This window comes from Pseudidiomarina planktonica, from assembly GCF_900177775.1.
Taxonomy (GTDB): domain Bacteria; phylum Pseudomonadota; class Gammaproteobacteria; order Enterobacterales; family Alteromonadaceae; genus Pseudidiomarina; species Pseudidiomarina planktonica.
Map to the genome: position 1 here is coordinate 713,079 of NZ_FXWH01000001.1, position 26,613 is coordinate 739,691.

Sequence of the window (26,613 nt, forward strand, 5' to 3'; positions counted from 1 at the left end):
GGTCTGGTAATCAACAGTCTGGAGATAATGTGTGATACAACCTGCTGATTTCTCAAAGGCGCTGGCTGACTATGGCGTCACCATGTATGCCGGCGTGCCGGACTCGCTGCTGAAGAGCTTCTGTGCTTACGTAAGCGATACCCTACCAGCCGATCAGCACATTATTACCGCCAATGAAGGTAACGCGTTGGCGTTAGCTGCAGGCTATCACTTAGGCACTGGCAAAACGGCTGCTGTGTACTTGCAAAACTCGGGGCTGGGTAACCTGGTTAACCCGTTAACCTCGCTAACCGACGGCGACGTGTATCGTATTCCGGCACTGCTGATTATTGGTTGGCGTGGCGAACCCGACGTAAAAGACGAACCACAGCATGTAAAGCAGGGGCGTATAACGCCGAGCATGCTGGATAACCTGAATATTCCCTGCCAAGTGCTGGAAGCCGGCAGTGACACTAATGCTGTGCTGATGCAGAGCTTTGCTGACTTAGAACGCACCGGCGCCCCGGTGGCTTTGCTGGTGCGCAAGAATACCTTTGCTGACTACAAACTTGCCAAGCCGGCTGCTAAACCAGACAGCTTAAGCCGTGAAGACGCGCTGGCCACTATTTTGGAATGTAGCGACAGCAGTGATGTAATGGTGTCGACCACTGGCAAAACCTCGCGCGAATTATACGAACTCAGAGAGGCCCGCAACGAAAGCCAGCGTGACTTCCTAACCGTTGGCGCTATGGGGCATACCAGCTCTATTGCGCTTGGTGTGGCGCTCAGCACACCCAGCCGCCGGGTGATTTGCTTAGACGGCGACGGCTCGTTCTTAATGCACATGGGTGGCGCCGCTATTATTGCCGCCAGCGGCGCAGAAAATCTGATTCATGTGGTACTGAACAACGAAGCGCACGAATCCGTGGGTGGCCAGCCGACCGTAGCTGGCAGTATCGATTTTGCGGGGCTTAGCAAATCCCTGGGCTACCGCGGCTATTTTGTGGCGTACAGTGCCGCTTCATTACAGCAAGTATGGTCGCAAGTAACCGCACAAAGCGGACCTGTATTGTTGGAAGTGAAGATTCGCACCGGCTCGCGCGCTGATTTAGGCCGCCCAGCCAGCACTCCGGTTGCTAATAAGCAAGCCTTTATGGAGCATTGCCGTGGGTAACGCGGTGCGCTTTGATTATCAACATCAGCAGCCGGTAACTATTATTTCCGGTGCTGATGCCTTTGCCAATTTGCGTGGTTACTGCGAACAACACCAAGGTGCAAAATTAAACATATTGGTACTAACCAGCAAGGGGCATCACCAGCGCGGCTCACTACAGCCGTTGCTGGATCAGTTACATCCGCATCCCTTTACTGTTATCGATAGCATTCAGCCTAACCCGGACATAGATGCGCTAGATGCGCTTATAGCCGAATTGAGCCCGCAGAGCTTTAACGTAGTGATTGGTTTTGGTGGCGGTAGTGTTATTGATGCGGCCAAAGTAGTTGCCTGTTCTTTAGCGGGCGCCAACAGTAGGCCTTTACACCAGCGCTTCAGAGCCAATGAGGCAACGGCAGTTACGCGTACCTGCAGTTTAATTTCCGTTCCAACTACTGCCGGTACTGGCGCCGAAGTGACGCCTTTTGCCACGGTATGGGATGACGCTGAAAAACGTAAGTATTCATTAAGTGGTGCTGCCGTAGCGCCTGACGCTGCTTTGCTCGACGCGCGACTAACCTTGAGTTTGCCTGCTTTTGAAACCCTTTATTCGGGTCTTGATGCGCTGTCACACAGTATGGAGTCGTTGTGGAATACCAATCGTACGCCAATTTCTGAAGCCTATTCTCGCCAGGCATTTAGACTGATTGTGCAGGCCTTACCCGAGGTTTTAGCTAATCCTGCCGATACGCACAGCCGTGCAATGATGCAGCAAGCAAGCTTGTTAGCTGGTTTAGCTATAGCAACTACCCGCACGGCGGTAGCACACAGCATGTCGTACCCTTTAACCAGCCATTATCAGGTGCCGCACGGCATTGCTTGCAGCTACACCTTGCCGGGTGTGCTGCAAGTATTAAAACAAGACCCTGACGGTACCTTTGCTGAGCTGCTGCACGATTTGTACGAGCCGGCTATGCAGCTATTGGCGCAATTGCCAATTATGGCAGAGCTGGAAAACTATGTGCAATGGTCACAAATTGAAGCCTTGTTACCCGAAATGGACGTAAAACAGCGCTCGGGTAACTTTATTCTTCCTGTGAATAACACTGTAATTTACAAAATATTAGAGTACTCAGCGGTATTTTATAGAAATACGGAAGGTGCTAGCTTGCGATGAAAACAGAAGAACAGAAATCATCAGAAGGTATTTCAGCATCTTTTCAGGCAAAAGAGGTGAGTAGGCTCTCGCAAAAAAGCACCATCAAAGTTGTTTTTTTAGTTATTAATGCGAGTGTTTGGAAAGTCGATTCTTTATTTCAAAAAATGATGGCTGATCCAATGTTCGAGCCTGAAATATTAGTTTGCCCGTGCATTAGTTTCGATCAAGACAGAATGTACGAAGAGATGAATCTAACTTATGATTTTTTTGTGAAAAAGGAATATCCGGTTCATTACTCACGGCGTCCGGAAGGTGGCTGGCTGGATATCAGTTCTTTACAGCCTGATATTGTTTTCTTTACGAATCAGCATGAAATTACCTTGCGAAAGTATTTTGGTGAAGTGTTCCGGAACTACTTGTGTTGCTATGTTCCTTATTACTATATGGCAACAACGCATGCTGGCGACCATTCAGTACTACTAAACAGCGAAATGCTAAATTCAATGTGGCGAATTTACTGGCCTCATAAATATATTTTTGACGAATTCAAGCGGCACTCACTAGTTTCAGGCAGGAATAGTGAATTAACCGGGTATCCTGCGACAGAATCGCTTTCCATAGACAATGACCGTTACGATGGTGAAGTTGCTGTTAAGCCAGTATGGCGAACTCAAAATAAAGAAAAGAAAAAGATAATATTTGCAGCGCACCACACTATTGCAGACGACGAAAGTTGTTTATCTACATTTTTGGTATTGGGAGAGCCAATTCGAGAATTAGCTGAAACTTTTTCGGACCAGGTTCAATGGGCCTTTAAGCCGCACCCCATGCTTAAATCCAAGCTTTATAGTCACCCGGATTGGGGCGTAGAGAAAACCGATGAGTACTATGGTTTTTGGCGAGAGAATGATTTTACGCAGTTAGAGTTGGACGCCTATGATGACTTGTTTAAACAATCGGATGCGTTAATTCATGATTGTAGTTCTTTTATCGCAGAATATTCTTTTCTGAAGAAGCCAGTACTCTTCTTAACGAGAAAAAATCTTGAAAATTTTACATTTTTAAACGAATTCGGAAGAGATGCATTTGCGACACACGAAATAGCATACACCAAGAACCAAATCCTGAGCTTTATCCAGTCGATTATTATTGGAGATAGGGATCTGACATTGTTACCGAATCGAGCTAAGTTTGATGAGTATGTCGAGACCTTCTATAACAAAGACTTACCTTCGGAGCGAATTATTCGGGATATTAAGAAATACCTCCAGGTGGGTGGTTCATGACTAAAAAAAATCTGCAAAGTGATAAACGTCGACACTGTGTCGTGTTAGGCGCAGGTGCGCCGCATTATGGTCAAAACCCGTCATTATTGGAGCCTGTAAATGGAGTGCCGGTTCTGGATTGGTTAACCAAAGCATTTCCATTGTCGGACTATCAAATTGATCTTGTACTCGGTTATAAGTCTGAATTCATTTCTAAACATTATCCTGAAATTGAAACTTTTGTTAACGCTGATTGGAAGTCAACGGGAAGTGTAGCTTCCCTACTCAAAGTTAATCTGGACGAAATAGATGAGTTAGTCGTTTGCTACGGTGACATTCTGATTCGAAAAACGCTTGTAGAGAGTCTTTTAGCATGTCCTGGTGACCTAGTTATTGCTTGGGACAGTCAATGGCAAAATCGATATATTGCCAGAGATCAAAAGGACATTTCTGAGAGTGAAAAAGTAATAGTTAATGACCATAAGGTACAACGAACCGGGCGTGATATTCCGCAGTCCTGGGCGTCCGGGGAATTTATAGGTCTGGTAAAATTTGGTGGAACTGCTCTTAGCAAATTAAAAAGAATTAAAGCGGAAGCTTCAGATGAAATAGCTAATCTATACCTCTCAAATCTCATTGAAAAATATCGGATAGACGGATTTTCAATTAATGAAGTAGACGTTTGTGGCGACTGGGCCGAAGTCAATAACCCACAGGACATTGCTCGATTTGTATTAGGAACGAAAGCTGAGACATTAGAGCGTCTCAGAAGCGTGATCACCGTTGCTAACATTCAGGAACAAGTTTCATTTACAACCAATCAATGGAAGCAAGATAAAGAAAGTGTACTAACTGAAATCCGCTCAAAATTTGGCAAAAAAAAGCTGATTGTGCGGTCTAGCGCGAAAGGTGAAGACGGTTTTGAGGGGTCGTTCGCAGGTGCGTTTAAAAGTGTCCTTGACGTTGATAGTTATAGTGGTCTTGAAGCGGCGGTAAATGATGTTATTGAATCATACCGTAATCCTCAGCCCGAGCATCAAGTTCTTATTCAGCCGATGATAGAGGATGTTGCATTAAGCGGTGTAGTTTTTACTCGAACGCTAGAACACAGTGCTCCTTGGTATGTCCTAAATTATGATGAAACCGGCAGAACGGACACAATAACGTCCGGAGCAAATAATTTATATAAAACCTTGTATGTTCGAAGAGATGCTTCTGATGACGACATCACGGATCAAAGAATGAGACCGGTGATTGAGTCAATTAAAGAGATTGAGAATCTGGTTTCTTATGATGCCCTGGATATTGAGTTTGCGGTCGATAAAAGTGGTCAGGTACATATTCTGCAAGTACGACCTATTACGGTCACTCCGCCCAATAACTTTGATGTCAATGAAGCCGTTTTCGAGCGTATGTTCGAAGCAGAGCAGCAATGGCAGAGCCGCGCGGAACCTTTACCGCATATTCTCGGTCAGCAACCAATATACGGCATTATGCCGGACTGGAATCCTGCGGAAATTATTGGTGTGAATCCGACCCCGCTCGCGCAGTCGTTATATGAGTATCTTATTTTAAATGAAACTTGGGCGACACAGCGCTCTGAATATGGTTATCGAGATGTGAGACCTCTGCCATTGTTGGTAACCTTTGCTGGTAAACCTTACGTTGATGTTAGAGCTAGTTTTAATTCTTTCATTCCGGCGGTTGTTTCAGACGAGCTCGCAGAAAAGCTGGTAAATTCTTACTCAAAAAAACTTATTGAGAACCCGCACTATCACGACAAAATTGAATTTTATGTTGTTCCTACTTGTATGGGGCCAGAATTCTCCCGTTGGGAAGACTGGCTGAGAACTGACGTGGGAATGACGGAGGAGGAGATTGACACTTTTGCTGAAGGATTACGTCAAATCACTGTCGCCGGAATTGAACGAACGGCTGCTGATTTAGAGCAAGTCAGAAAGTTGGAGAAACGATTCTATAAGGTTCAAGACCGCATTCCTGAGAATGATAAGTCGTCGACGGCGTGGATCCGAAGCTTATTAGATGATTGCCGGTTGAACGGAACCTTGCCATTCGCGCACCTGGCTCGAAGCGCGTTTATTGCAGTGACTATGCTTCGCGAGGGTGTCTCAGTTGGTGTCATCAGTCAAAAGGCCATGGACGAATTCTTAGCGAGCGTCAGAACCGTTTCTCATGAACTTGGTACTGATGCTCAAAAAGTTAATAGCAAAGAAATGCTTTGGCGTGAATTTGTCGAAAAATATGGACACCTACGTCCCGGAACTTACGATATTACTTCGCCTTCATACGCCCGCAGTCCGAACAAGTACTTAAAGCCGATAGTAGACAAAACTAGTGCGGTGGTCTCTGAAGACAATAGTGATACTCGCACTTGGGATAATGAAAAGGTCGCGTTGTTTGAGTTACTCAGAAGTTTGAATCTAAAGGTAGATGATGATGATTTTGAGGGTTTTCTAAGAACGGCCATTGCGGGTCGTGAAGAAGCCAAGTTTATCTTTACCAGAAGCTTGTCTAAAGCATTAGATTTAATTGAAGTATGGGGAACGCAGAATAACTTGTCCTTAACGGAGATAGCCAGTTTATCCATTCAAACTATATTTGATCTGACAGATTCATACTCTTCTGCAAGTAGTATCAATCACTACACCATGGCTATGATTCGATTAAAGGAGCTTGAACGGTCAGTGTCGGCTGCATGTGCACTTCCACCGCTTTTGTATTCAAGTAAGCATTTTTACTCTTTTGAGTTAAGTGGTAGCGAGCCAAACTTCATTGGTTCCCAGTCAGTGATAGCAAACACCATTGTTTTAACGTCGAGTAAACTTGAAGGCAATATCGATTTTTCGGGCATGATAGTTCTTATTCCTCATGCAGACCCAGGTTTTGATTGGCTATTTAGTTCAAATATTGCGGGTTTAATTACCATGTACGGAGGTGCAAATTCGCATATTGCCATACGAGCCGCAGAATTTAACCTTCCAGCTGCAGTGGGCGTTGGAGAGGAAGTTTACAAAAACCTAATTAAGCATAACAAGATAGCTCTCGACCCGAGAAATAAGAAAGTACAAGGAATTTTGTAATGAAGCTCATAGGAATAACTCAAAGAGTCGAGAGTGTTGCTGGAAGAGATGAGGTGAGGGACTGTCTGGACCAACGTTGGGGTCAATTTATTACGGAATTAGGGTTTGTACCGGTAGCGCTGCTCAATAAGGTTCAAGACCAGAGGGCTTATTTGGAAGCATTGAATTGCGATGGTTTTGTGCTCACTGGTGGGGGCGATATTAGTTGCGTGGACGCGCGTAGAAGCCTTGAGTTTGCAATCCTCAACCATGCTATTGAGAGAGAGCTTCCAGTATTTGCAGTATGTCGGGGAATGCAAGCCATAAGCGCTTTTTCGGGAGGGCAGCTTACGAAAATCCGGCATCACACTGGAGTACGGCATAAGCTTGTTGGTGAATGGGCCGAGAGTCGGGGGATAGATAACGTAAATAGCTACCATGACTTTTCAATTGTTGAGGAAAATCTAGGCGACAATTTGACGGTTCTAGCCTCTACAGCTGACGGAGCTATCGAGGCTGTTAAGCATGAAATTCATCCCTGGATGGGAATTATGTGGCACCCGGAGCGAGAGGAGCCTTTCGAACCCTTCGATAAACGGCTTTTTCTTGAACACTTTTGCAGGGAGCTTCCATGACACACTATTTTGAAACCGAGAGCTTTGTTGAAGAGATAAGTCAGTCCCCGGAGATTGCAGCCAGCCACTATCGAGTAATCGAAAGGCTATGCAAAAAAGTAGATGTCGTAAAATCAATCTATCAACGCTACAGCTCTGATGTGGCTTCGAAGATGTCTGACCAAGAAGTGTCACATACAACGTACTGCAATTTCTTTGAATGCTTAGTGAGGGCAACAAAGATAAAGAGTGATTTGAAGTTTTTGAATTCAGCTATAAAGCTAAACAACCAGATGAAACAGAAATTGATAATTTCGCCAGAGAAGCATCGCTCTAACCAAGCCGAGTTAGACGTGTTGCTGGATAAACTTGTTAGTAATAAACGTGAAGATAATGTATGAGAAAAGTTCCCCTTACCGTTTTGTTCGTGGATTCTATGCTCGCTAGAATTTATTTAGCGATGTTACTTAAACATGGATTGCTTCCCGAGAAAGTTATTGTTCTTAAAACGGATCCTCCTACATTTGGTGAGCAACTTTTTAAACTCGGTGCGGACGGTAACGATATAGCTCTTAGTGAACGCTGGCGAGAGAAACATCCCGTTCCGGATTTTTTAGCAAAGCTTTTATTGGCCGAGTTTGGACTGACACTTGCTGATTTATGCAACTGCTTAAGTTGTGTTCCCACCGCGACTGTTAGCGAGCTTAGTATTAAGAACCTGAAAGATCCTAAGTTACTCTCCGCGCTCAGAAAGGATGAAGACCAGACTTTTTTGTTTACCGGAGGCGGTATTCTGGACGATAAATTACTTTCGCTGGCAAACAGTAAATTTGTTCATATTCATCCGGGTTTTCTGCCTGACGTCAGAGGTGCAGACGGATTGTTATGGTCGTACCTGCTTAGAGGCAAACCTGGGTATACCGTTTTCTTCATGAATGAAGGTATTGATACTGGCGATATTCTGTATCGAAAAGAGTTCGACCTGGTGGACTGGCAAGGGCAGTTAAATAACTTACCTGAATACAGTATTTACGTAGGTTTGCTGCAGTTCTATGACCCTTGCCTGAGGATAATTACATTGATTGAATTTATTGATAGTTGTTTCGCTGAAACAACACAAAGCATGTCAGTGCAAACACTTATGTCCGTGCCTGTGCGTCAGCAAACAGTACCCGAGGGACGAACCTATTTCTTTATGACCAAATTATTCAGGGAGCGAGTTATTCATAAATTTATTCAGGAGAAGCCACTTTGAGAGTCATCATTTTAGCTGCTGGGCTTGGTTCACGATTACGTCCTCATACTGACGTTGTACCTAAGTGTTTAGTGAAACTGGGCGGTAAGCCGCTCATTCAATATCAACTTGAAGCATTGCATCAGGCAGGCATTAATACTGCGGACATTGCGATTTGCAGTGGTTATCTATCTGAAAAACTTGAGTATTTGAACATAAAATTGTTTAAGAACGAGATTTACGATAAATCAAATATGGTTGAATCACTATTCTGTGGGGAATCCCATATGCAAGAGGGTGAGGATTTATTAATTTGTTACAGCGATATCGTATACGAGCCACAGCTGATTAAGTCCCTGATCAACACCCAAGGTGAAGTCGTTGTGTCGGCCGACCTGGATTGGTTGAAATTATGGTCACATCGAATGGATAATCCGCTGGACGATGCGGAGACATTTAAAACCGATAATGGTCGTATTTGTGAGTTGGGTGAGAAACCGGATAGCTACGATGACATAGAGGCGCAGTTTGTCGGCTTAATTAAGGTTTCAGGCTCGCGTATTTCTCAATTTATCGATTTTTATAGAGATCTGAAGCAAAAAAGCGTTTACCAAGAACCGTCGGTTCAGTCCATGTATATGACAAGCTTACTGTCTGCCCTTATAGCTAATGATTGGGTAGTGGTGCCTTCCTATCATCATGGCGGGTGGGTTGAAGTCGATACATTAGATGATTTAAAAACCTATCAATCAATGTATGACCAGAGACGTCTTGACGGGCTGGTTAGGTTGCCCAGCTTGGAATAATGTTGTTACGGCAAAGCAAGCTTTTATGTTAATAAAGGGCTATGAACTAATCAGTGCAGTAATTAATGCTGCAGTGAATGCCGAAGCAATTATAATTTTGCTGGTGCGCCGAAAACGATGAGCACTTGTTGATTCGCTAATAATCGCCTGTGGTGCTCGACTGACCTTTGTAACTGCTATGTGAATATCCTTAACGAGTTGTTGTTTGATTGGAAAGTAATAAATACTGGCGACTAATATACTGTCAAAAGTGTAAGCTTCGGTGCCAATTTTCGCGGGTGCAATTACCGGAATGCCCAGCACCTTTTGACCCTGCAACTTGCTGTTGTTATCGGCAAAAGCAACCACCTCAAACTGTTCAGGTAATTGCATGAGTGCGCGCTGTCCGGCAGCGCTGGCACCAAAAATAATAATCCGAATAGGGCTTAAATAGTTAATGCTGGCGGCTCGTTGTCGCACACCGTAATGCCAGCGCCACGGCAGGTAGTTGAAATAGTGCTGAACATCACTGCGTAATAAGGCCAGTTTACCTCGCCAGCCGGCAAAACAAGACAGCAACTGTTCATGACGGCGATTGAGGTTTTGCCACAATTTAAAAAAATGGTCGACGTCCAGACACACGCGCTCTAACTGTATCGCTTTTAGATAGTCTTCGAATTGCTGACAAACCAATTGATGCATGCGGTATTGCCCGAACGAGGCCATTGGAATAGTCAGTGACCTGTTGCCAAGCGATACTCGTTTAACTGCGGAGCTTACTTTCTTGTCGCGATTGGTGAAATTTGCAGTGTGGCGACGGTAGCGGACCAGCGGCTCTCGGAAGTAGTGAATGCTACCACCTAGCAGCGCACGAAAATACATCAGGTGGTCTTCGTAATCCGGTGCCCATATAGGCGCTTCAAAACGCTGATACAGCTCGCGAGTATAGGCCAGCGCAGCGCCTAAAAATGGCAATGGGAAAGGGTCTTGTAAGTAGTTGGTAAGCCGCTGTATCGGTTGCAGCTCAAGCGGGTTTTGTTGCCATTGATACTGAATGGTGCGGTCAGAATCTACATTATTACCGTGCTGATCAAATTCGCGGAGATCGTGCGCAATCACGTCGGGTTTGCCGTTTGCCAGCCAGGTTTCCACAATCCTGCTCACCCGGTTGGGCGATGAAATATCATCACCCGCGGCGGCAACTACCAGCTTGCCGTCAATCAGATTATTCATTATGTGTTTAAAGTGCTCGCCAATACCTAAGTTGGTAGGGTTCACATTCACTTTTATATCGTGCGGGCCCTGGTAATTGCGGGTGGCTTGTTCAATCACTGCAACTGAATTATCGGTGGAAGCGTCATCGGAAATCACGATTTGCAGATTGGCGTAATCTTGTGCAAGTGCACCAGCAATTGCTTCTTCAAGATAGTCCTGTTGCTGAAAAACAAATAAAAACATCGACACACGCGGCAGCTCGGAACTCGTGGTTTTAGTGGTATCGTTAGCCATGCTCACTGTCCTTGTTACCTGAAGTTGCGGTAGTCATTGATTGTCCCGATAAAGCTGTTGCCAGTTCGGCGATATTTTTGAATATAGGTGTTTGCGGGGCCTGATTTCGCACCGTTTCTGGGCTGACTTCACTCCAGTCAGAAACAAACACTGAGTCAATAGCGAAGGCTTTTGCGCATTGTAAGTCGTATATGCTGTCGCCGATAAATAATGAGGTTTGCGGTTCCACCCCGGCGGTGATGAGCTGTTCCAGATGCGTCATTTTGTCGGTAGGACTGCCAAAAATGCCACCATCAAACAACTTAGCCAGACCACGTTGTTTAAATATATCGCGTAATTCCTTTTGATCACCGCCTGAAATAACAGTCCAGCTGCTTGCTGATGTTTGCGCTCGAAACTCAGTTAGCCCCGGCGCGCTGGCACAACTTAGTAACTGGTCGTACACGCGCTGTGCATAGCACTCCAGTAGTGCCTGATAGTCTGCTTCGCTAGCTTGCGGTGCGTACTTATCAAGTAGCCAACGAAATTTTTGATAACGGGAAACTCCGCCGGTTTGTTGATGATAGGCGACCAGATCGGCCTTTGCAGCGCTGCCATAAACTTCAGCGCAATCACCAAAAGCGTCCGTTTTTACACGGTTGGCATCTAAAATCACGCCGTCGCAATCGAACAGGTAGTGCTGGTAGTGCGATTTCATAAGCTAACCAAATTCTCTTTCAGCATTAACTCGGCCAGTTTGAAATCCTCCGGCCAGTCAATATCAAAGCCCTCAAAGCGACTAATTGGATGTAGTTTTACCTTGTTACCAATGCGGTCGTCATAGCGCTGATAGTTGGCACTGGAGCTGATAAAGGCACAACTATTAACCTCATGCACGGGCTCAAGCGTTTGTGTACGTGGCCATTTATTTCGTTGCCGGTTGTAGTTAACTGGCTGTTCGTTAAACCAAAAGAATCCCTGATGAGCGGTAGTCGTCATTAATGAATCATAACCATGCTGTAGCGCGTCTTTATAGGCTTCAATCATTGCCGTATAGCTATGGTTATTGGCGAACGGCGAAGTTACATGCGTCCACAGAATATCGCCGTTAGGTACTAACCCGGCGGCGTGACCGACTAACGAATTCGTTTCTGTGGTGTTTTGACTTAGCTCTGCCGCACGCTCATGAATCACTAACTTGGTATGCCCTAAGCTGTGGGCATAATCCAGAATAACGGCGTCGTCGGTGGATAGCACCACCTGGTCAATGGCCTGACAACCCAGCAGCTGAGCCAGCTTAATTTCAATCAGACCATGCTGCACATGGGCGAATGGCTTCCAGTTCTTATTTGGAATGCGCTGACTACCTTGCCGGCAGGGTAAAAATGCAGTCATGCTCATGCATTAGCTCCGTTAAAACCGTAAATACTAGCTTGCGGTATTTCGTAACGCGTTTGAGTGACGGCCAGCAACGGGCTTGCTGCCTTCGTTGCCTGATATTGCTGCAGCAACTGATTCATTTCAAGATTGCGCCGGTCGTCACCGGCATAGCCATCAAACCCGGCCATTAGAACTCGCTCGGCTTTGCCGGCGGCAAAAGCTGCAAGTGCGTAACCAATGACTAAGCTGGTGGGAACTTGACAACGCGTGCGCGAGAACTGGAATGAGTCTGTGCTTACTTGCATGCCGAAGTTTAATAAACTCTGATTTTGCTCTAATCGCGTTCTTACCTGCTCCGGTAACATATTCAATGGCGTTATTAAGGGTTGTGGTAACTCAAGCAACTGTTCGAGGTCGGCGAGCAGCCGAATAGGGTGACAGGCAATGCGATAATCAATATCGTCTTGTCCGATAGCCGATTGCGTATTCAAAGCCACCACCACGGGCTGTCTGGTGCGCACATAACTCTCAATAGCAACGCGATGTTCGTGCACGCCCGGGCCGGTGCCAAGTAACAGGATTTCGAGTCCGGCAAAAATGGTTTCGGGTGACCATTCAGTATATTCTTTTGCCTCCGTTGCTTGCGGTTGGCGGCTCAGTTGGCGCATATCGAATTTCTTACCTTGCTGGCCTTTTAGCTGTTCGAGCGCAGCAATAATGTCCTCTTCACTATAACGTGAGTCACTCATCATTTCCTGTACATAACTCGGGTGGATGCCGAGCTTACCACTAAGATAATAAAAGGGATTAGTACCCCAACCACACTGATGTTTCAACGGGGCAAAGTAACTGTTGATTAGTTTTAGAAGAGGCACCATGTCGCCCGGTGCCGCACGACCGGTTTCCATTAGCAGTTCTTCGGTTTTCGCGTTACCCGGGCCACGGCCCATGCCGGTGACTGTACAATCCAGCCAACGGGTGCCGGCAGCCATAGCCGTAAGCGAGTTTTGCAGTGCTAAGCCAATATTGTCATGAGTATGTATGCCAATGTCGCCTTGCCAGCCCTGGCGCAGCGCCTGAATAACAGCCTGCACCTGCGTGGCATTCATGCTACCCAGGCTGTCAGCAAAGTAGAGTACATCAACTGGAGCTGAGCTAATTTGTTTGGCATAAGAACCAATATGGTCCGAGCTAAGCTCCGATATTTGCATCATGTTCAGTCCAACTTGATAGCCTTGCTCTTTCAGCCAGTAAACAGCGGGCAGTGTGGCTTCAATCTCATGACTATGGCAAGCCAGCCGAACGATATCAACGGGTGACTGAGCGGCTGAATTAGGGAATAGCTGTTGCAATGTTTGTGGCAAATTTTCCGAGTTGACGAACTCTGCCGCATTCACCATTACCGCAACTTGTAAACCGGAAGCAATATCCAGTTTGCCTAAGTAAGCATCGGACGTAAAAGCGTTGGGGCCTTTGAAACCATGGTTTTTTAATGAACGTAATCCTAGTTCAACGACATCGACTTGAGCTGCCGCCATGGCGCGCAGATAGCGGTTGACCACATCATGGCCAAAGTTCCACTGATTATAGTAGCCGCCATCTCTGAGGGTGCAGTCAAGAATAAACATGGTGATTTCCGCCTTCAAGCTCTTGGGTAAACATCAATAAGGGAAAAGGATGACTTATTGCGAATCTTTATGTTGCGCTTTTTTGCGATTGAATAAATTGATTTGTGTGCATAAAAGGTATCAGCCGTTCGCGACATCATTTCATGCATGCTAAATGGCTGTGTTCGCTGTGGGTTTTTACGTAACGGAACTAATTCCGTTTCGCCGTAATAATGAGTGTAAGACATTAAAAGTTCGTTGCTCTGTTGATTCAGTTGGATATCCATATGGAAGCTAAGATCAGCGCCATAAATGTCAATTTCAGAATACCCTGTTAACACAGCAATGAAGGTTGCGTAAATAAGCACATTGCAAACTGGCGGAATTAAATCGCTGGTTTCATACAATTCAGTAGTGATTGATGTGGGTATTTTTAAAGGTATCCGAGTTACTGGGCAGCCGCCAAAAAAAACCAGTTTTATATTAGGATTCGAGACCATATTACGCACAAAAGTCTGATCTGCGGTACTTGGAGCGTATAAAGTCATAGACCAGTCAACTTGAGTGAGGCTGGCATAGAATTTCTCACGTTTTTGCTTTAACTCTTCAGCGGCATCTGGAGCCCAGAAATACGAATCAATAACGACATGTTTTGTTGGCTTTAAACTAGCAAACAATGGATCTTCGGAAAAGTGGTTAACGGTAACGAAATCTGAACTATGAGCCCGTTCGGTCAATGTATTTAGATCATTTTTGAGAGATGGACCATTGCCTATGACCAAACAGCTTTGATGGTGCTTGGGATGTGAATAACTCTTTAGGTCAATGCCCCCAAGCTTTCGACTTGAGGCAATCGGGCCGCGTGACAGAAGCCAATATGCAATTTTAAAAGCGATCTGTGTCATACCTTTCGTCCAACTCACTTTATTAATTTAAGCCTAAAACGTTTCGGGTGCGCGGCAGGTTATTTCCTGACGTAAGTAACTATCGAGCGGCCGGTGACCCTTTGCTTGTGACTGCATACGACAATGACAATGTTTATGTCTTCAGCCTCATATGTATTAGTCATCAGTGGCTTGTTGCGTGGTATTTAATTGAAACTGCGCTTGCTGGAAGTCCTCAAATGACGACTCACCGATATGGTTGTAATCAGTTAGCTTCATGTCTTTCTTCTCGGTTCGCCAGTCGCCGTACACAAATTCAAGATAGCTTTCGCGCTGGGTAGGAACCGGAATGTCGGTGCTGCCCCAGCGGAAAGTTTTAATAGTTTCAAAGTACTGAGCGGGTGCGTACCACATGCCTAAACTAGGCATATGGTAAGAAGTGCCGTCGCGGGTTTCGCGGGCGCTGAACGAGGTAGTAAAAGGGCGCAGCTCACTTTGTTCGGTATGCCACTTCAGTAACACGCTGATGGCGCTGCCGGTTTTGTCACGCAGCACTTCAATGTACCAGCCCGGCGGAACATTCAATTGCTCCAGTGCCGTTGGTAGCCAGTTTGTTAGTTGCTCTGCTGCTTCTGCAGGCACTGCGAAATCCACGTCGTCGTCCCAGGGAATAATGTCGCCGTCGCGAACAATGCCAAGCAAGGTGCCAAAATCTATAGTCACCGGAATATTATCGCGCAGTGCTAACGCGCCAATGCCACGCACTAACTGGCGTGCCAGTTCATGGGTGGGTTCATGCCGAAATGGCTCCAGCTTCTTTAATTGCTGCTTTAACGGCACTACCACTTTGTCAGGTGCGACGCCAAGGTCTTCAATTAGTTGCTTGCGAACGTCCTGCAACCACTGGGTGGTAATGACGATTTCATCGAATTCCAGTGCTATGGCATCACCTGGTGCCATAACTGGTATTCCGGCATAGTCGGTGCCGTATTTACGTGCGTCATTGTCCATAAAGGCAATGAAATCGCGTTTGCTCTGTTCATTTTCAATAAACAGCTGGGCACCGGCGCCGGCACCGAATAACAATGTTTTAATCATAAGACTTCCTCAGCTGATGGTTTAAACGCATTGCAGGCGTTTATCACCACTTGTACCTCGGCATCTGAGAGTAACGGGTTCAATGGCAGGCTTAGCACTTCATGTTGCAATTGCTCTGCAACAGGCAGCGACAGGTGGCGCAAAGCGCTGTAAGCCTGCTGCTGATGCGGTGCCAATGGGTAGTGAATATGAGTTTCTATGCCGTATTGCTGCAGCCATGCCTGTAGCTCCTGACGGCGCTGGGTGCGCACCACAAACAGGTGCCACACATGAGCTAGCTGGTCGCCCTGCTGAGGCAATTGCAACAGAGGATTGGTAATGCCGCTAAGATACTGGGTGGCAATGTCACGGCGGCGCTCAGTGTCTGCAGTTAGATAGGGCAGCTTCACGCGTAGCAGAGCTGCCTGCATGGGGTCCAGGCGGCTGTTCACGCCCTGATAGGTGTTGTGGTACTTCTCTGTAGAGCCGTAGTTACCCAGACTGCGAATAACCTGGGCCAGCTCATTATCGGATGTAGTGACTGCACCGGCGTCACCAAGCGCACCCAGATTCTTACCCGGATAAAAACTAAAGCCCGCGGCATCACCGAAACTTCCGGCTAGTTGTCCGTTTAAACTGGCACCATGCGCCTGAGCGGCGTCTTCCAGCACCAGCAAGTTGTGCTGGCGCGCTAATTTCATCAGCGCCGGCATATCCACCAACTGACCATATAAATGTACCGGCATAATCACGCGGGTATGTTGGGTAATAGCCTCTTCAACTTGGGCTACTTCTAATAAATGCGTGTCAGGGTTTGGCTCTACCAACACCGGCGTTAAACCGGCGGCTGTTACTGCCAGTACGGTGGCAATAAAGGTATTGCTGGGTACCAGCACTTCGGCACCCGGTTTAATCTGGCCGAGTTCCAGCCAGGCGCGTAAGGTCAGTGTCAGCGCATCCAGCCCGTTAGCTACGCCAATGCAGTGCGCGCTGCCACAGTAATCGGCAAATTCGCGTTCAAACGCGGTTACTTCGGGGCCACCTATGTAGAAACCAGATTGCACCACTCGGCTACAGGCCTGCTCCAGCTCAGTCTGGTGGCGGGCATTTAGCTGTCGTAAATCCAGAAACTTAATCATAGTTATCCTGCTGTTTTTGCCAGCGCCAGAAATTCGTCGTAGTCGCGAATGTAATCGCTTTCGTCGTAGTGCTCGCTGGCCAGAACCATCAGCACGCAGTCTTCGGTAAAATCAGTCATTTCACGCCAAATCATGTTGCCAATTAACAAGCCCTGATTGGGTTTATCCAACCGCACCGATTCACGCACGCTACCGTTGTCGAGAATAAAAGTGCAGGCACCTTTCACACAAATAGCTGCCTGTTGTAGGTTTTTATGGCTATGAAAGCCGCGCGGATGCGAGGTTAAATTGGTCATGTAGTACACCCGCTTAAATTCAAACGGCACCGTTTTACCCGATTCAATGGCAATTAAGTCGCCGCGGCCGTCACTGCGGATATCGAAACTTAAGGTTTCAATCAAGCTCATTGTGGCGGCCTAGAGCCTGTGCGTGCCGCAGCTTTTAGTATGGACATCAAATATTCCCCATAATTACTCTTATGTAGCTGCTTCGCCGTGGCTTCCAACGACTCGCGGCTAATCCAGCCCTGGCCGAAGGCTATTTCTTCTAAACACGCGACTTTGTAACCCTGACGTTTTTCGAGCGTTTCAACAAACTGTGCAGCTTCAAGTAAGCTTGAAAAAGTACCTGTGTCCAGCCATGCAAAACCCCGGCCAAGAATTTCGGCTTTTAGGGTGTTGTCGTCCAGATACATCTGATTAATAGAGGTTATTTCCAGTTCGCCGCGATTGGACTTCTGTACGTTTTTGGCAAATTCAATCACGCGATTGTCGTAAAAATATAAACCTGTGGCGGCTATATTGGATTTTGGCTCAGCAGGCTTTTCCTCAATCGACAGCACCTGACTAGTATTGTAGTCCAGCTCGATAACGCCAAAGCGCTCAGGGTCTTTCACCTGATAACCAAAAATAGTGGCGCCGTTTAAATTGCTGGCGGCTTCGCGCAGCTTGGGCGTAAAGCCCTGACCGTAGAATATGTTGTCGCCCAGGACCAGACACACGTTGTCGTTGCCAATAAAGTCCTCGCCAATAATAAATGCCTGCGCCAAACCTTCCGGCTCCGGCTGAATGGCGTAAGACAACCGTAAGCCAAACTGTGAGCCGTCACCCAGCAAACGTTCAAAGCTGCTGGCATCGTTTGGGGTGGTAATAATAAGCACATCGCGAATGCCCGCCAGCATCAGTACCGACAACGGATAGTAAATCATGGGCTTGTCGTATACCGGTAACAGCTGTTTGGAAACGCCCTGAGTAATAGGGTACAACCGGGTGCCGGAGCCGCCGGCTAATATTATGCCTTTCATAAGGTACCTTTTAGCCCTTGTCGCTGGGTGGTCTGGTTATCGGTTGCCACGGCACCACACCAGTCTGGGTGGTTCAAAAACCACTGAATGGTATTGGCAATGCCGTCACTAAATTTGGTATCTGGTTGCCAGCCTAACTGGCGGGTTATTTTTTCGCAGTTAATCGCGTAGCGGCGGTCGTGGCCCGGACGGTCCGTGACGAACTCAATTTGCTCGGCATAGGACCCGTGCTGGTGCGGGCGCAGTTTATCCAGCTCAGCGCAAATGGTGCGCACCACGTTAAGGTTACTCAGTTCGCTGTTGCCGCCAATGCAGTAGGTTTCGCCAACCTTACCTTGTTCGGCTACTTGAATCAGCGCTTTGGCGTGATCTTCTACGTACAGCCAGTCGCGAATTTGCTGACCGTCGCCGTACACTGGCAATGCTTCACCTGCTAATGCTTTTAAAATCATCAGTGGCACTAGTTTTTCCGGAAACTGGTAGGGGCCGTAATTATTGGAGCAATTGGTAATCAGTACTGGCAGTTTGTAAGTGCGTTCCCAGGCCCGCACTAAATGATCCGAGCTGGCTTTGCTGGCCGAGTAGGGCGAACTGGGTTGATAGGGCGTTTGCTCGGTAAAGGCAGGCTCCTGCGGTTCTAAATCACCAAATACTTCATCGGTGGAAATGTGCTGAAAACGAAAGGCCTGCTGGCGTTTCGGATCTAACTTCTGCCAATAGGCAAGCGCCTGCTCCAGCAGCACAAAGGTACCCACAATATTGCTTTGAATAAAATCCGCAGGGCCATCAATAGAACGGTCTACATGGGTTTCGGCTGCCAGATGCAAAATAATATCAGGCTGCTCTTCAGTCAGTAACTTGGCCACCAACGCGGCGTCGCAGATATCGCCTTGCTGAAAACGACAGCGGCTGTCGTTAAGCACGGGTTCAAGCGCCAGTTTGTTGCCTGCGTAAGTCAGTTTGTCCAGCACCAGCACGCTGTGCTGAGTGTGCTGAATTAAATAGCGCACCACGGCTGAACCAATAAAACCGGCACCGCCGGTAACTAAAAACTTCATGCGGAGTCACCTTCATTGCGTGCCTGCACTACCCGGGCTGGATTACCAACCACTACTACGTTTGCTGGTACGTCGCGGGTAACCACTGCACCGGCGCCCACCATAGCACCAGCACCAATACGTATACCGGGTAAAATGGTGGCATTGGCACCAATACTGGCACCGGTTTCCACCACTATGCCCTGAAACTGATCAGGATATTGTTTTGAGCGCGGGTATTTGTCATTGGTGAAGGTGGCATTAGGACCAATAAATACGTTATTACCAATTCTGGTGCCGTCCCACAGGAATACGCCAGATTTTACCGTTACCTGATTGCCAATAACCACGTCGCTCTCAATAAAGGTATGCGCGCAGATATTGCAGTCGCTGCCAATTTGCGCGCCGGCCAGCACCACGGCAAATTGCCAAATGCGCGTGTCAGCGCCAATAGTGTCGCTTTGTACGTCGGCAAGTTTATGAATAAACGCCATATAAGTTCCTGAGCTGATTCATCATTATGTTAAACATTCTATCGGTTTTGCGGCGTAAAACTGAAGTTTGATGTTTGCTTACCGATATCAATGTAGTGTAATACCAAGCATAACCATTTATCGGGTAACCAGATACCTCCATGATTCCATATGGCAAACAAGATATAAATCAAGCAGATATTGATGCAGTTACGGCGGTGCTGAAGTCTGACTTTTTAACGCAGGGGCCGCAGGTTCCGGCGTTTGAGAAAGCCGTTGCAGCACACACTAATGCTGCGTATGCGGTAGCGGTGAACAGCGCCACGTCAGCGCTGCATATTGGTTGCCTGGCGCTGGGGCTGAAGAGCGGCGATAGCTTGTGGACCACACCCAACAGCTTCGTGGCCTCGGCCAATTGTGGGCTCTACTGTGGGGCTAAGGTGGATTTTGTTGATATTGACCCGGCTACCTACAACCTGTGCCCTGAGCAGTTAAAAGCTAAATTGGCGACGGCGAAGCAGCCGCCTAAGGTATTAGTGGTGGTGCACTTTGGTGGTGAGCCCTGTGATATGGAAGCTATTGCGGCGCTGGCTAAGCAGTATAAATTTCAGGTTATTGAAGACGCTTCGCATGCGATTGGTGGGCGCTATCAGGACCAGCCCATAGGTAATTGTCAGTATTCAGCGCTCACGGTATTCAGCTTTCACCCGGTGAAAATAGTGACTACTGCTGAAGGTGGGGTTATTACCACGCGTAGTAAAGAAGTAGCCGAGCGTTTGGGTGAGTTGCGCAGCCATGGTATTACCCGCAATCCCGAGCGCATGACCAAGGCACCCGACGGGCCCTGGTACTATCAGCAAATTGAGTTGGGGCTGAACTATCGTATGACCGAGCTACAGGCGGCATTGGGCTGCTCGCAGCTGCAGCGGTTAGATGAATTTGTGGCGCGCCGGCAGCAACTGGCCGATCAGTATGATGAGCTGCTGGCCGGGCTGCCGGTTCGCAGTCAGCAGCGCAATGGCAACAATTACTCGGCGTTGCATTTGTATGTGGTTGAGGTGCCTGCGACCAGCCGCCGGGCGGTATTTGAGTCACTGCGGGAGCAGGGCATTGGGGTGAATGTGCATTATATTCCAATTCATACGCAGCCTTACTATCAGGGAGTTGGCTTTCGCGAGGGTGATTTCCCGGCGGCAGAACACTATTACAGCGGTGCTATTAGTTTACCGCTGTACGCTACGCTGACTGATGCCGAACAACAAGAAGTAGTAGCAGCGCTGCGGCACGCGTTAACGGAGCACGCATCATGAGAGTCGCTATTATTCCTGCGCGTGGCGGCAGTCAGCGTATTCCGCGCAAGAACATTAAGCTGTTTGCGGGCAAACCTATGCTGGCGCACAGTATTGCAACGGCGCAGCAAAGCGGGGTTTTTGACCGCATTCTGGTGAGCACCGACGACGAGGAAATTGCCGCAGTGGCTCGTGAATACGGCGCCGAGGTGCCATTTTTGCGCCCGGCGGAGCTGGCCGATGCCTACACCGGCACCAGCGCGGTAGTGCGTCACGCTATTGAGTATTTAAAAATACAGGAAGTGATGCCGGAGTATGTGTGCTGTTTGTATGCCACGGCGCCCTTGTTGTTAGCGGGTGATCTTCAGGCCGGGCTGCATAGTCTGGAAAACAGCACTAGTGAGTATGTGTTTAGCGCTACCAGTTACGGTTTTCCGATTCAGCGGGCGTTGTATAAGGACGAGCAAGAGCAGGTACATATGTTTGCGCCGGAGCACCGCAGTACGCGCTCCCAGGATTTGATTGAGGCTTATCATGATGCCGGGCAGTTTTACTGGGGTCGTGCTAGTGCGTTTTTAAACGAAAAACCGGTATTCGCGCAGCATTCACGCATGCACATACTGCCCAGGCACCGGGTACAGGACATAGATACGCCTGAGGACTGGCAACGAGCTGAGCTGCTGTATCAGCTACTACAGCTCGGTTAACAGAGTGTTCGCGTTCAGGCTCTGAATTTGCTCTACACTTAAAAAGTCCGGGTTTAAATCCGAGGTGTATTCAAAATTCTCGTTTACCTGCTCGCCTTTCTCACCCAGCGCATTGGAAGTGAAGTTATTGCTACGGCTGAAAAACTTAATGGCCGGGGCAATTACGTAGTGGTCGGGGAATTCAAAGGTATGAAACGACATATCACCCGGACACATCATTTCATGTAGCTTCTCGCCAGGGCGAATGCCGACAACCTTAATAGGTAATTTAGGTGCCATGGCCTTGGCCAAATCTACAATGCGAATGGAAGGAATTTTCGGTACAAAAATTTCGCCACCCTGCATACGCTCAAAGTTTTTCAAAACAAAATCAACGCCTTGTTGCAGCGTTATCCAAAAGCGGGTCATACCTTCGTGGGTAATGGGCAGGTGGTCGGTGTTTTCCTGAATTAAACGTTCGAACAGTGGTACTACCGAGCCGCGAGAACCAACCACATTGCCATAGCGCACCACTGAAAACTGCGTCGCGTGGCCACCTGACATATTATTGGCGGCAACAAATAGCTTGTCGGACGCCAGTTTAGTGGCGCCATAGAGGTTTACCGGGTTGGCAGCTTTATCGGTAGATAAGGCAATTACTTTCTTCACGTTGGCATCAAGCGCCGCATTAATAACGTTCTCGGCACCGTTAATATTGGTTTTGATGCACTCCATGGGGTTGTATTCAGCAGCTGGTACTTGCTTTAGCGCGGCAGCGTGAATCACATAGTCAACGCCGTACATAGCCCGAACCATGCGTTCCGGGTCGCGCACGTCACCAATGAAATAGCGCATACATGGGTCGTGATACAACTGCTGCATTTCGGACTGCTTCAGTTCGTCACGAGAATAGATAATTATTTTTTTCGGCTTGTAACGAGCCAGCAAGGTTTGCGTATATTTATGACCGAAAGATCCGGTGCCACCGGTAATGAGTATCGTTTTGCCGTTAAACATAACTTGCTGCCTTTTTATTTAAGGTACCTATGTAAGGTATTTATTTCAGTAACTGCAGAATCGTTCATAGCAACACTATAGCGCGAACCACTGCTTGATTTATAACGAAACTTCAGCCACTTAACCAGTAATAATTTGTTTTCTCAAGCTCACCGAATACGGCGAAAGCGGAAATAAGTTGCCGTTTTCGGCAGAAATGTTAAAAAAATACTAAAAAAGTACTAAAGTGCGGCAAAAAATTGCCGATATCCGAAATGGGCGAGGATCTTATTGTAGATTCCGTGACCATATTTCATAAAAGCACAGTGCTTTTATGTAACGGAGGATGTGCCATGGCACTTTTTGTAAATACTAATATTTCGTCACTAAATGCTCAGCGTCAGTTGATGCAGTCAACTAGTGGACTTGATAAGTCATTCCAGCGCCTGTCTTCAGGCTTCCGTATCAACAGCGCTGCTGATGATGCTGCTGGCATGCAAATTGTGAGCCGGATGACCTCGCAAATCGAAGGTCTGAATCAAGCTGTGCGTAATGCCAATGACGGCATCTCTTTAGCGCAAACCGCTGAAGGCGCATTACAAGAAACGACAACTGCGCTGCAACGTATGCGCCAGTTAGCGGTTCAAGCTCAAAACGGCATCAACTCTTCAGAAGATTTAAACGCACTGAACAAAGAAGTTAGCGCGCTGAAATCGGAAATTACCCGTATTGCCGGCAATAGTGAATTCGCTGGTATTAAGGTACTTGACGGTGAACTGAGTGCTTCTTTCTTAGTAGGTGCAAACGCTGGTCAGACTATTAACGTTGTTGCCAAGAATACGAATGGCTTCAGTGCTGGTGGTTTGAGCTTAACGGCTGTGTCGGTATCGACTACTGCTGGTGCATCTAGTGCATTGGCATCTATTGATGCGGCATTATCAGTGGTTAATGGTGCGCGAGCTGATTTGGGTGCGATTCAAAACCGTTTCCAGTCAACTATTCGTAACTTAACTAATATTTCTGAAAATGTCAGTGCTGCGCAATCGCGCATCCAGGACACGGATTTTGCTTCAGAAACAGCAAAATTGACAAAATTCCAGATCATGCAACAAGCGAGTCTGGCGATTTTGTCGCAGGCAAACCAACGTCCACAAGCGGCGCTGTCGCTGTTGGGTTAATTGGTTTAATATTGTGGTTTCGCATGGCAGCCCAGATAATCTGGTGCTGTCGCGAACCACGCATTCAAGGAGGCAGTTATGGCGGCCGAAATTAATGCAGTTGCACCGCGCTTCGACGGTTCAAATCGAGGCGACAAAGTAGCATCGCAGTCTGACGCCGAACGCAAGGAGCCAGCTTCGCAGGCGAATATCGCTACAGATCGGGCTTTGTCTGAGACCTTAGCAAAGCAGCAGGCGGAACAAGCAAAAGAGAACGAAAAGTCTGAAGAAGAACGGGCTCAATTTTTGCAAGCTGTCGCCGATAACCTAAATGAGTCGCAGCAGTTAAGTCGACGCAATTTACAGTTTAGCGTGAACGAAGACGCGGATCGCACAGTCATCAAAGTAGTGGACTCAAAGTCCGGTGATGTGATTCGACAAATTCCGTCAGAAGACTTAGTTCGTCTGGCAGAACGTTTACGAGAAGATTCCGAGCAAGTTGGCCAGGTGGTTGGCATGCTCATTGATAGTCGCATATAAGTAGTCTTCGGAAGGTGAATATGCCTTTCGCGACGAAGGAGGTTTCATGGCTATTTCAGCTTTAGGCGTAGGTTCAGGTCTGGCACTTGATGACTTGGTTAAGCAGTTGGTGCAAATTGAGCGCCAGCCAAAAGAAGCGTCGTTAAAGCGCCGTGAAACTGAAGCTCAGGTGAGCCTGTCTGCATTTAGCAAACTGAAGTCCACCTTGTCGACCTTCCGTACTAGTATTACCGACTTAAAAGACTCGCGTACCTTGCAGTCACGTTCAGCTGAAATAACCGGGCAAGACAGTGACAACCCGTTTCTGAGCGCAACGGCAAGCTCAAGTGCGCCAAAAGCAAGCTACCAAATTTCGGTAGAGCAATTGGCACAGGGTAGTAAAGCCAAGTCAGAAGCTTTTACCGGCTCTGATCAGGTAGTTAGTACTACTGCTGGTAATTTAACCTTCGCCACAGCTGACGGTGAGTCAAGCTTTAGTGTGGCGGTGGGTGCCAATGCAACCCTTGCTGACATTGCCAACGCGGTAAATAAGAACGCCGATAACTTTGGTGTGAGTGCATCTATTATCAACACCGGCGGCGCTACTCCGGAAACCCGTTTGGTATTTAGCTCCTCGGAAACCGGTGCAGCGAAGGAACTAAGCGTAACTAATGACAACGCTGAGCTTGATAGCGTATCTACCGTTGCCAATGGCGGCGGTGCTGGCGGTATGACTATTGCTGCGCAAGATTCAGCGCGTGATGCCATTATGGATATTGATGGCATTCGCACCTATAGCGCAACCAACACCTTTGAAAACGCAATTGAGGGCGTGACCTTAGATGCTGAAAAAGCGGCACCTGGTGAAACTGTTACACTGAACGTTGATACCGACGTAGCTGGTGTGCGTGAGAAAATCGAAGGCTTTGTTTCCAACTACAACAAAGTCGTTGATGAAATTAACCGAGTAACTCGTACCAGTGCCGAAGAACAAGGCCGGGGCGCCCTGGTGGGTGATTCGTTGGTGCGTGGTTTGCAAAGCTCACTAACGAACATTGTTGGTGGTGCTGTTGATAGCGGCGAAGGCGCCATGAAAACCTTATATGCGTTGGGCGTTACCTTTAACGACGACGGCAAATTAGAAATATCGTCAGAAGCTGGCGCTGGTGGTACCGGCGAAGAGCGTTTGACCAAAGCGCTGGAAACCAACTTTGATCAGGTTGCGAATTTATTCTCTGCTGACGATGGTATTGCCACCAAATTAGATAGCTTAGTGGCACAATATGCGCAAACTGGCGGATTAATTTCCGGTAAAGAACAAGTATTTAAGTCACGTCAGGAAAATTTAACTACAGAAAGAGAGCAGTTCGACCGATACATGGAAAGTTACGAAGAAACGCTACGTGCTCGTTATACCGCTTTGGATGGCGTGCTGGCGGAACTGAATTCGACTTCCAGTTATCTGTCTAGTCAGTTGGCATCATTGCCAGGATTCGGTACCAATTAATAAGAGGTACTCAAAATGAATAAAGGTTTAAATGCATATCATCAGGTTGGCGTGAAAGATCAGGTTGCCAGCGCTGAACCCCACAAAATTATTCAAATGCTGATGCAAGGCGCTATTGACCGCCTGGCACAGGCGCGTGGTTGCATTGAGCGTAAAGAATATCAGGCTAAGGGTGCACACCTGGCGCGTGCGGTAGGTATTGTAAATGCCTTGCGTGACTCACTGAAGCCAGTACCTGGTGCGGAAGAGCTCACCACCAATCTGAATGATTTGTATGTGTTCATTTTAGAGCAAATTAACAAAGCCAGCGTAACCAACGAAGCGCAGCCGTTAATTGACTCAGCGGACATCATGCAAACCATTAAAGAAGGTTGGGATGCCATTCCTCAGGCGGCTCGTGATGAAGCGTACCAGCAACAGGCTGAAATGCAGTCAGCGAGCGGCTATTGAGTTCTTTAGCCCTGCGCAAGTTAGGTGAGCTGCGTGAAGAAATGACGCAGCTTGCTATTACTGCAGACGGTGACGATGCCAATATCGGTCGTTTGCAGACCTTAGCTGGTGAGTACCAACAGCAGTTGGAGTTGTACGTTGCTTACTTGGATGAAAACGTGAGTGCGGAACAAAAACATGAGCAGCTAAGTAAAGAGCTGGAGTTTGCCAAAACTCTGGAGAAACGTCTGAATACGGTTAAAACCGACTACGGAAAACAACTTCAGACGATTCAAGTTGGTAAGAAAGCCCGCAAAAACTATTGAATACCTGCCCTGCAGCTTGTAGCTTAGCCACTATCTATAGTGATTAA

The 26,613-nt window shown here is 47.4% G+C and carries 27 protein-coding genes; 15 read left to right on the forward strand and 12 right to left on the reverse strand.

Annotated elements, in window-relative coordinates:
- Window positions 1-31 precede the first annotated feature (31 nt).
- From aepY to CCE91_RS03360, 8 genes are read left to right on the forward strand one after another with little or no spacing between them, the layout of a single operon-like run.
- Complete coding sequence (aepY, locus tag CCE91_RS03325) at window positions 32-1,153, forward strand: phosphonopyruvate decarboxylase (RefSeq protein ID WP_086433834.1); 1,122 nt, start codon at window positions 32-34, stop codon at window positions 1,151-1,153.
- A complete protein-coding gene (locus CCE91_RS03330) occupies window positions 1,146-2,309 on the forward strand; it encodes a phosphonoacetaldehyde reductase (RefSeq protein WP_157984137.1) in 1,164 nt (387 codons plus the stop codon). The genes aepY and CCE91_RS03330 overlap by 8 nt, the downstream gene beginning before the upstream one ends.
- Window positions 2,306-3,577, forward strand: coding sequence for a CDP-glycerol glycerophosphotransferase family protein (locus CCE91_RS03335; protein WP_086433836.1), 1,272 nt, complete (start codon window positions 2,306-2,308; stop codon window positions 3,575-3,577). The genes CCE91_RS03330 and CCE91_RS03335 overlap by 4 nt, the downstream gene beginning before the upstream one ends.
- Window positions 3,574-6,657, forward strand: a complete 3,084-nt coding sequence (locus CCE91_RS03340) for a PEP/pyruvate-binding domain-containing protein (protein WP_086433837.1) — start codon at window positions 3,574-3,576, stop codon at window positions 6,655-6,657. Before CCE91_RS03335 ends, CCE91_RS03340 begins: the two co-directional genes overlap by 4 nt.
- Window positions 6,657-7,271: a gamma-glutamyl-gamma-aminobutyrate hydrolase family protein gene (locus CCE91_RS03345; protein WP_086433838.1), complete on the forward strand. Its 615-nt coding sequence runs from the start codon at window positions 6,657-6,659 to the stop codon at window positions 7,269-7,271. Before CCE91_RS03340 ends, CCE91_RS03345 begins: the two co-directional genes overlap by 1 nt.
- Window positions 7,268-7,651 (forward strand): hypothetical protein, encoded by a 384-nt coding sequence (locus tag CCE91_RS03350; protein ID WP_086433839.1) that lies wholly within the window; start codon window positions 7,268-7,270, stop codon window positions 7,649-7,651. The genes CCE91_RS03345 and CCE91_RS03350 overlap by 4 nt, the downstream gene beginning before the upstream one ends.
- Entirely contained in the window at window positions 7,648-8,505 is an 858-nt protein-coding gene (locus tag CCE91_RS03355; protein ID WP_086433840.1) for a formyltransferase family protein, read from the forward strand. The genes CCE91_RS03350 and CCE91_RS03355 overlap by 4 nt, the downstream gene beginning before the upstream one ends.
- Entirely contained in the window at window positions 8,502-9,290 is a 789-nt protein-coding gene (locus tag CCE91_RS03360; RefSeq protein ID WP_086433841.1) for a phosphocholine cytidylyltransferase family protein, read from the forward strand. The genes CCE91_RS03355 and CCE91_RS03360 overlap by 4 nt, the downstream gene beginning before the upstream one ends.
- 39 nt (window positions 9,291-9,329) lie before the next feature.
- Here CCE91_RS03360 and CCE91_RS03365 read toward each other — a convergent pair whose 3' ends face one another.
- The 11 genes from CCE91_RS03365 to CCE91_RS03415 form a co-directional block, all read right to left on the reverse strand.
- The gene (locus CCE91_RS03365) at window positions 9,330-10,778 is read right to left on the reverse strand and encodes a glycosyltransferase (RefSeq protein ID WP_086433842.1); all 1,449 of its coding nucleotides are present in this window, start codon (window positions 10,776-10,778) and stop codon (window positions 9,330-9,332) included.
- Window positions 10,771-11,475, reverse strand: a complete 705-nt coding sequence (locus tag CCE91_RS03370; RefSeq protein WP_086433843.1) for an HAD family hydrolase — start codon at window positions 11,473-11,475, stop codon at window positions 10,771-10,773. The genes CCE91_RS03365 and CCE91_RS03370 overlap by 8 nt, the downstream gene beginning before the upstream one ends.
- Window positions 11,472-12,158, reverse strand: coding sequence for an acylneuraminate cytidylyltransferase family protein (locus CCE91_RS03375; RefSeq protein WP_086433844.1), 687 nt, complete (start codon window positions 12,156-12,158; stop codon window positions 11,472-11,474). Before CCE91_RS03375 ends, CCE91_RS03370 begins: the two co-directional genes overlap by 4 nt.
- Window positions 12,155-13,765, reverse strand: coding sequence for an aldolase catalytic domain-containing protein (locus CCE91_RS03380; RefSeq protein ID WP_086433845.1), 1,611 nt, complete (start codon window positions 13,763-13,765; stop codon window positions 12,155-12,157). Before CCE91_RS03380 ends, CCE91_RS03375 begins: the two co-directional genes overlap by 4 nt.
- A 14-nt stretch (window positions 13,766-13,779) precedes the next feature.
- Window positions 13,780-14,649: a hypothetical protein gene (locus CCE91_RS03385; RefSeq protein WP_126797168.1), complete on the reverse strand. Its 870-nt coding sequence runs from the start codon at window positions 14,647-14,649 to the stop codon at window positions 13,780-13,782.
- A 156-nt stretch (window positions 14,650-14,805) separates the two neighbouring features.
- Window positions 14,806-15,726: a nucleoside-diphosphate sugar epimerase/dehydratase gene (locus CCE91_RS03390; protein ID WP_086433847.1), complete on the reverse strand. Its 921-nt coding sequence runs from the start codon at window positions 15,724-15,726 to the stop codon at window positions 14,806-14,808.
- The gene (locus CCE91_RS03395; protein ID WP_086433848.1) at window positions 15,723-16,844 is read right to left on the reverse strand and encodes a DegT/DnrJ/EryC1/StrS family aminotransferase; all 1,122 of its coding nucleotides are present in this window, start codon (window positions 16,842-16,844) and stop codon (window positions 15,723-15,725) included. The genes CCE91_RS03390 and CCE91_RS03395 overlap by 4 nt, the downstream gene beginning before the upstream one ends.
- Before the next feature lie 2 nt (window positions 16,845-16,846).
- Window positions 16,847-17,251, reverse strand: coding sequence for a sugar 3,4-ketoisomerase (locus tag CCE91_RS03400; protein ID WP_086433849.1), 405 nt, complete (start codon window positions 17,249-17,251; stop codon window positions 16,847-16,849).
- The gene (gene rfbA, locus CCE91_RS03405) at window positions 17,248-18,147 is read right to left on the reverse strand and encodes a glucose-1-phosphate thymidylyltransferase RfbA (protein ID WP_086433850.1); all 900 of its coding nucleotides are present in this window, start codon (window positions 18,145-18,147) and stop codon (window positions 17,248-17,250) included. The genes CCE91_RS03400 and rfbA overlap by 4 nt, the downstream gene beginning before the upstream one ends.
- Window positions 18,144-19,205, reverse strand: a complete 1,062-nt coding sequence (gene rfbB, locus CCE91_RS03410) for a dTDP-glucose 4,6-dehydratase (RefSeq protein ID WP_086433851.1) — start codon at window positions 19,203-19,205, stop codon at window positions 18,144-18,146. The genes rfbA and rfbB overlap by 4 nt, the downstream gene beginning before the upstream one ends.
- Entirely contained in the window at window positions 19,202-19,678 is a 477-nt protein-coding gene (locus tag CCE91_RS03415) for an acyltransferase (protein WP_086433852.1), read from the reverse strand. The genes rfbB and CCE91_RS03415 overlap by 4 nt, the downstream gene beginning before the upstream one ends.
- Before the next feature lie 140 nt (window positions 19,679-19,818).
- On the opposite strand from CCE91_RS03415, the gene pseC reads away from it, so the two are divergent.
- The gene (gene pseC, locus CCE91_RS03420) at window positions 19,819-20,967 is read left to right on the forward strand and encodes a UDP-4-amino-4,6-dideoxy-N-acetyl-beta-L-altrosamine transaminase (RefSeq protein ID WP_086433853.1); all 1,149 of its coding nucleotides are present in this window, start codon (window positions 19,819-19,821) and stop codon (window positions 20,965-20,967) included.
- Window positions 20,964-21,653 carry a pseudaminic acid cytidylyltransferase gene (pseF, locus tag CCE91_RS03425; protein ID WP_086433854.1) on the forward strand — a complete coding sequence of 230 codons (690 nt, stop codon included), beginning with the start codon at window positions 20,964-20,966 and terminating at the stop codon, window positions 21,651-21,653. Before pseC ends, pseF begins: the two co-directional genes overlap by 4 nt.
- On the opposite strand, the gene pseB is transcribed toward pseF, so the two are convergent.
- The gene (pseB, locus tag CCE91_RS03430) at window positions 21,639-22,649 is read right to left on the reverse strand and encodes a UDP-N-acetylglucosamine 4,6-dehydratase (inverting) (protein ID WP_086433855.1); all 1,011 of its coding nucleotides are present in this window, start codon (window positions 22,647-22,649) and stop codon (window positions 21,639-21,641) included. The two genes, pseF and pseB, sit on opposite strands and share 15 nt — an antisense overlap.
- Window positions 22,650-22,981: 332 nt before the next feature.
- Between pseB and CCE91_RS03435 the strand changes: the two genes are divergently transcribed.
- The 5 genes from CCE91_RS03435 (at window position 22,982) to CCE91_RS03455 (ending at window position 26,566) form a co-directional block, all read left to right on the forward strand.
- Window positions 22,982-23,806 (forward strand): flagellin N-terminal helical domain-containing protein, encoded by an 825-nt coding sequence (locus tag CCE91_RS03435; RefSeq protein ID WP_086433856.1) that lies wholly within the window; start codon window positions 22,982-22,984, stop codon window positions 23,804-23,806.
- A gap of 78 nt (window positions 23,807-23,884) precedes the next feature.
- A complete protein-coding gene (locus tag CCE91_RS03440) occupies window positions 23,885-24,325 on the forward strand; it encodes a flagellar protein FlaG (RefSeq protein ID WP_086433857.1) in 441 nt (146 codons plus the stop codon).
- Window positions 24,326-24,371: 46 nt separating this feature from the next.
- Window positions 24,372-25,811 (forward strand): flagellar filament capping protein FliD, encoded by a 1,440-nt coding sequence (fliD, locus tag CCE91_RS03445; RefSeq protein WP_086433858.1) that lies wholly within the window; start codon window positions 24,372-24,374, stop codon window positions 25,809-25,811.
- Window positions 25,812-25,826: 15 nt separating this feature from the next.
- Window positions 25,827-26,261, forward strand: a complete 435-nt coding sequence (gene fliS / locus CCE91_RS03450; RefSeq protein ID WP_086433859.1) for a flagellar export chaperone FliS — start codon at window positions 25,827-25,829, stop codon at window positions 26,259-26,261.
- On the forward strand, window positions 26,258-26,566 hold the full coding sequence (locus CCE91_RS03455; protein ID WP_086433860.1) for a hypothetical protein: 309 nt from the start codon (window positions 26,258-26,260) through the stop codon (window positions 26,564-26,566). Before fliS ends, CCE91_RS03455 begins: the two co-directional genes overlap by 4 nt.
- The last annotated feature ends 47 nt before the right edge of the window (window positions 26,567-26,613 follow it).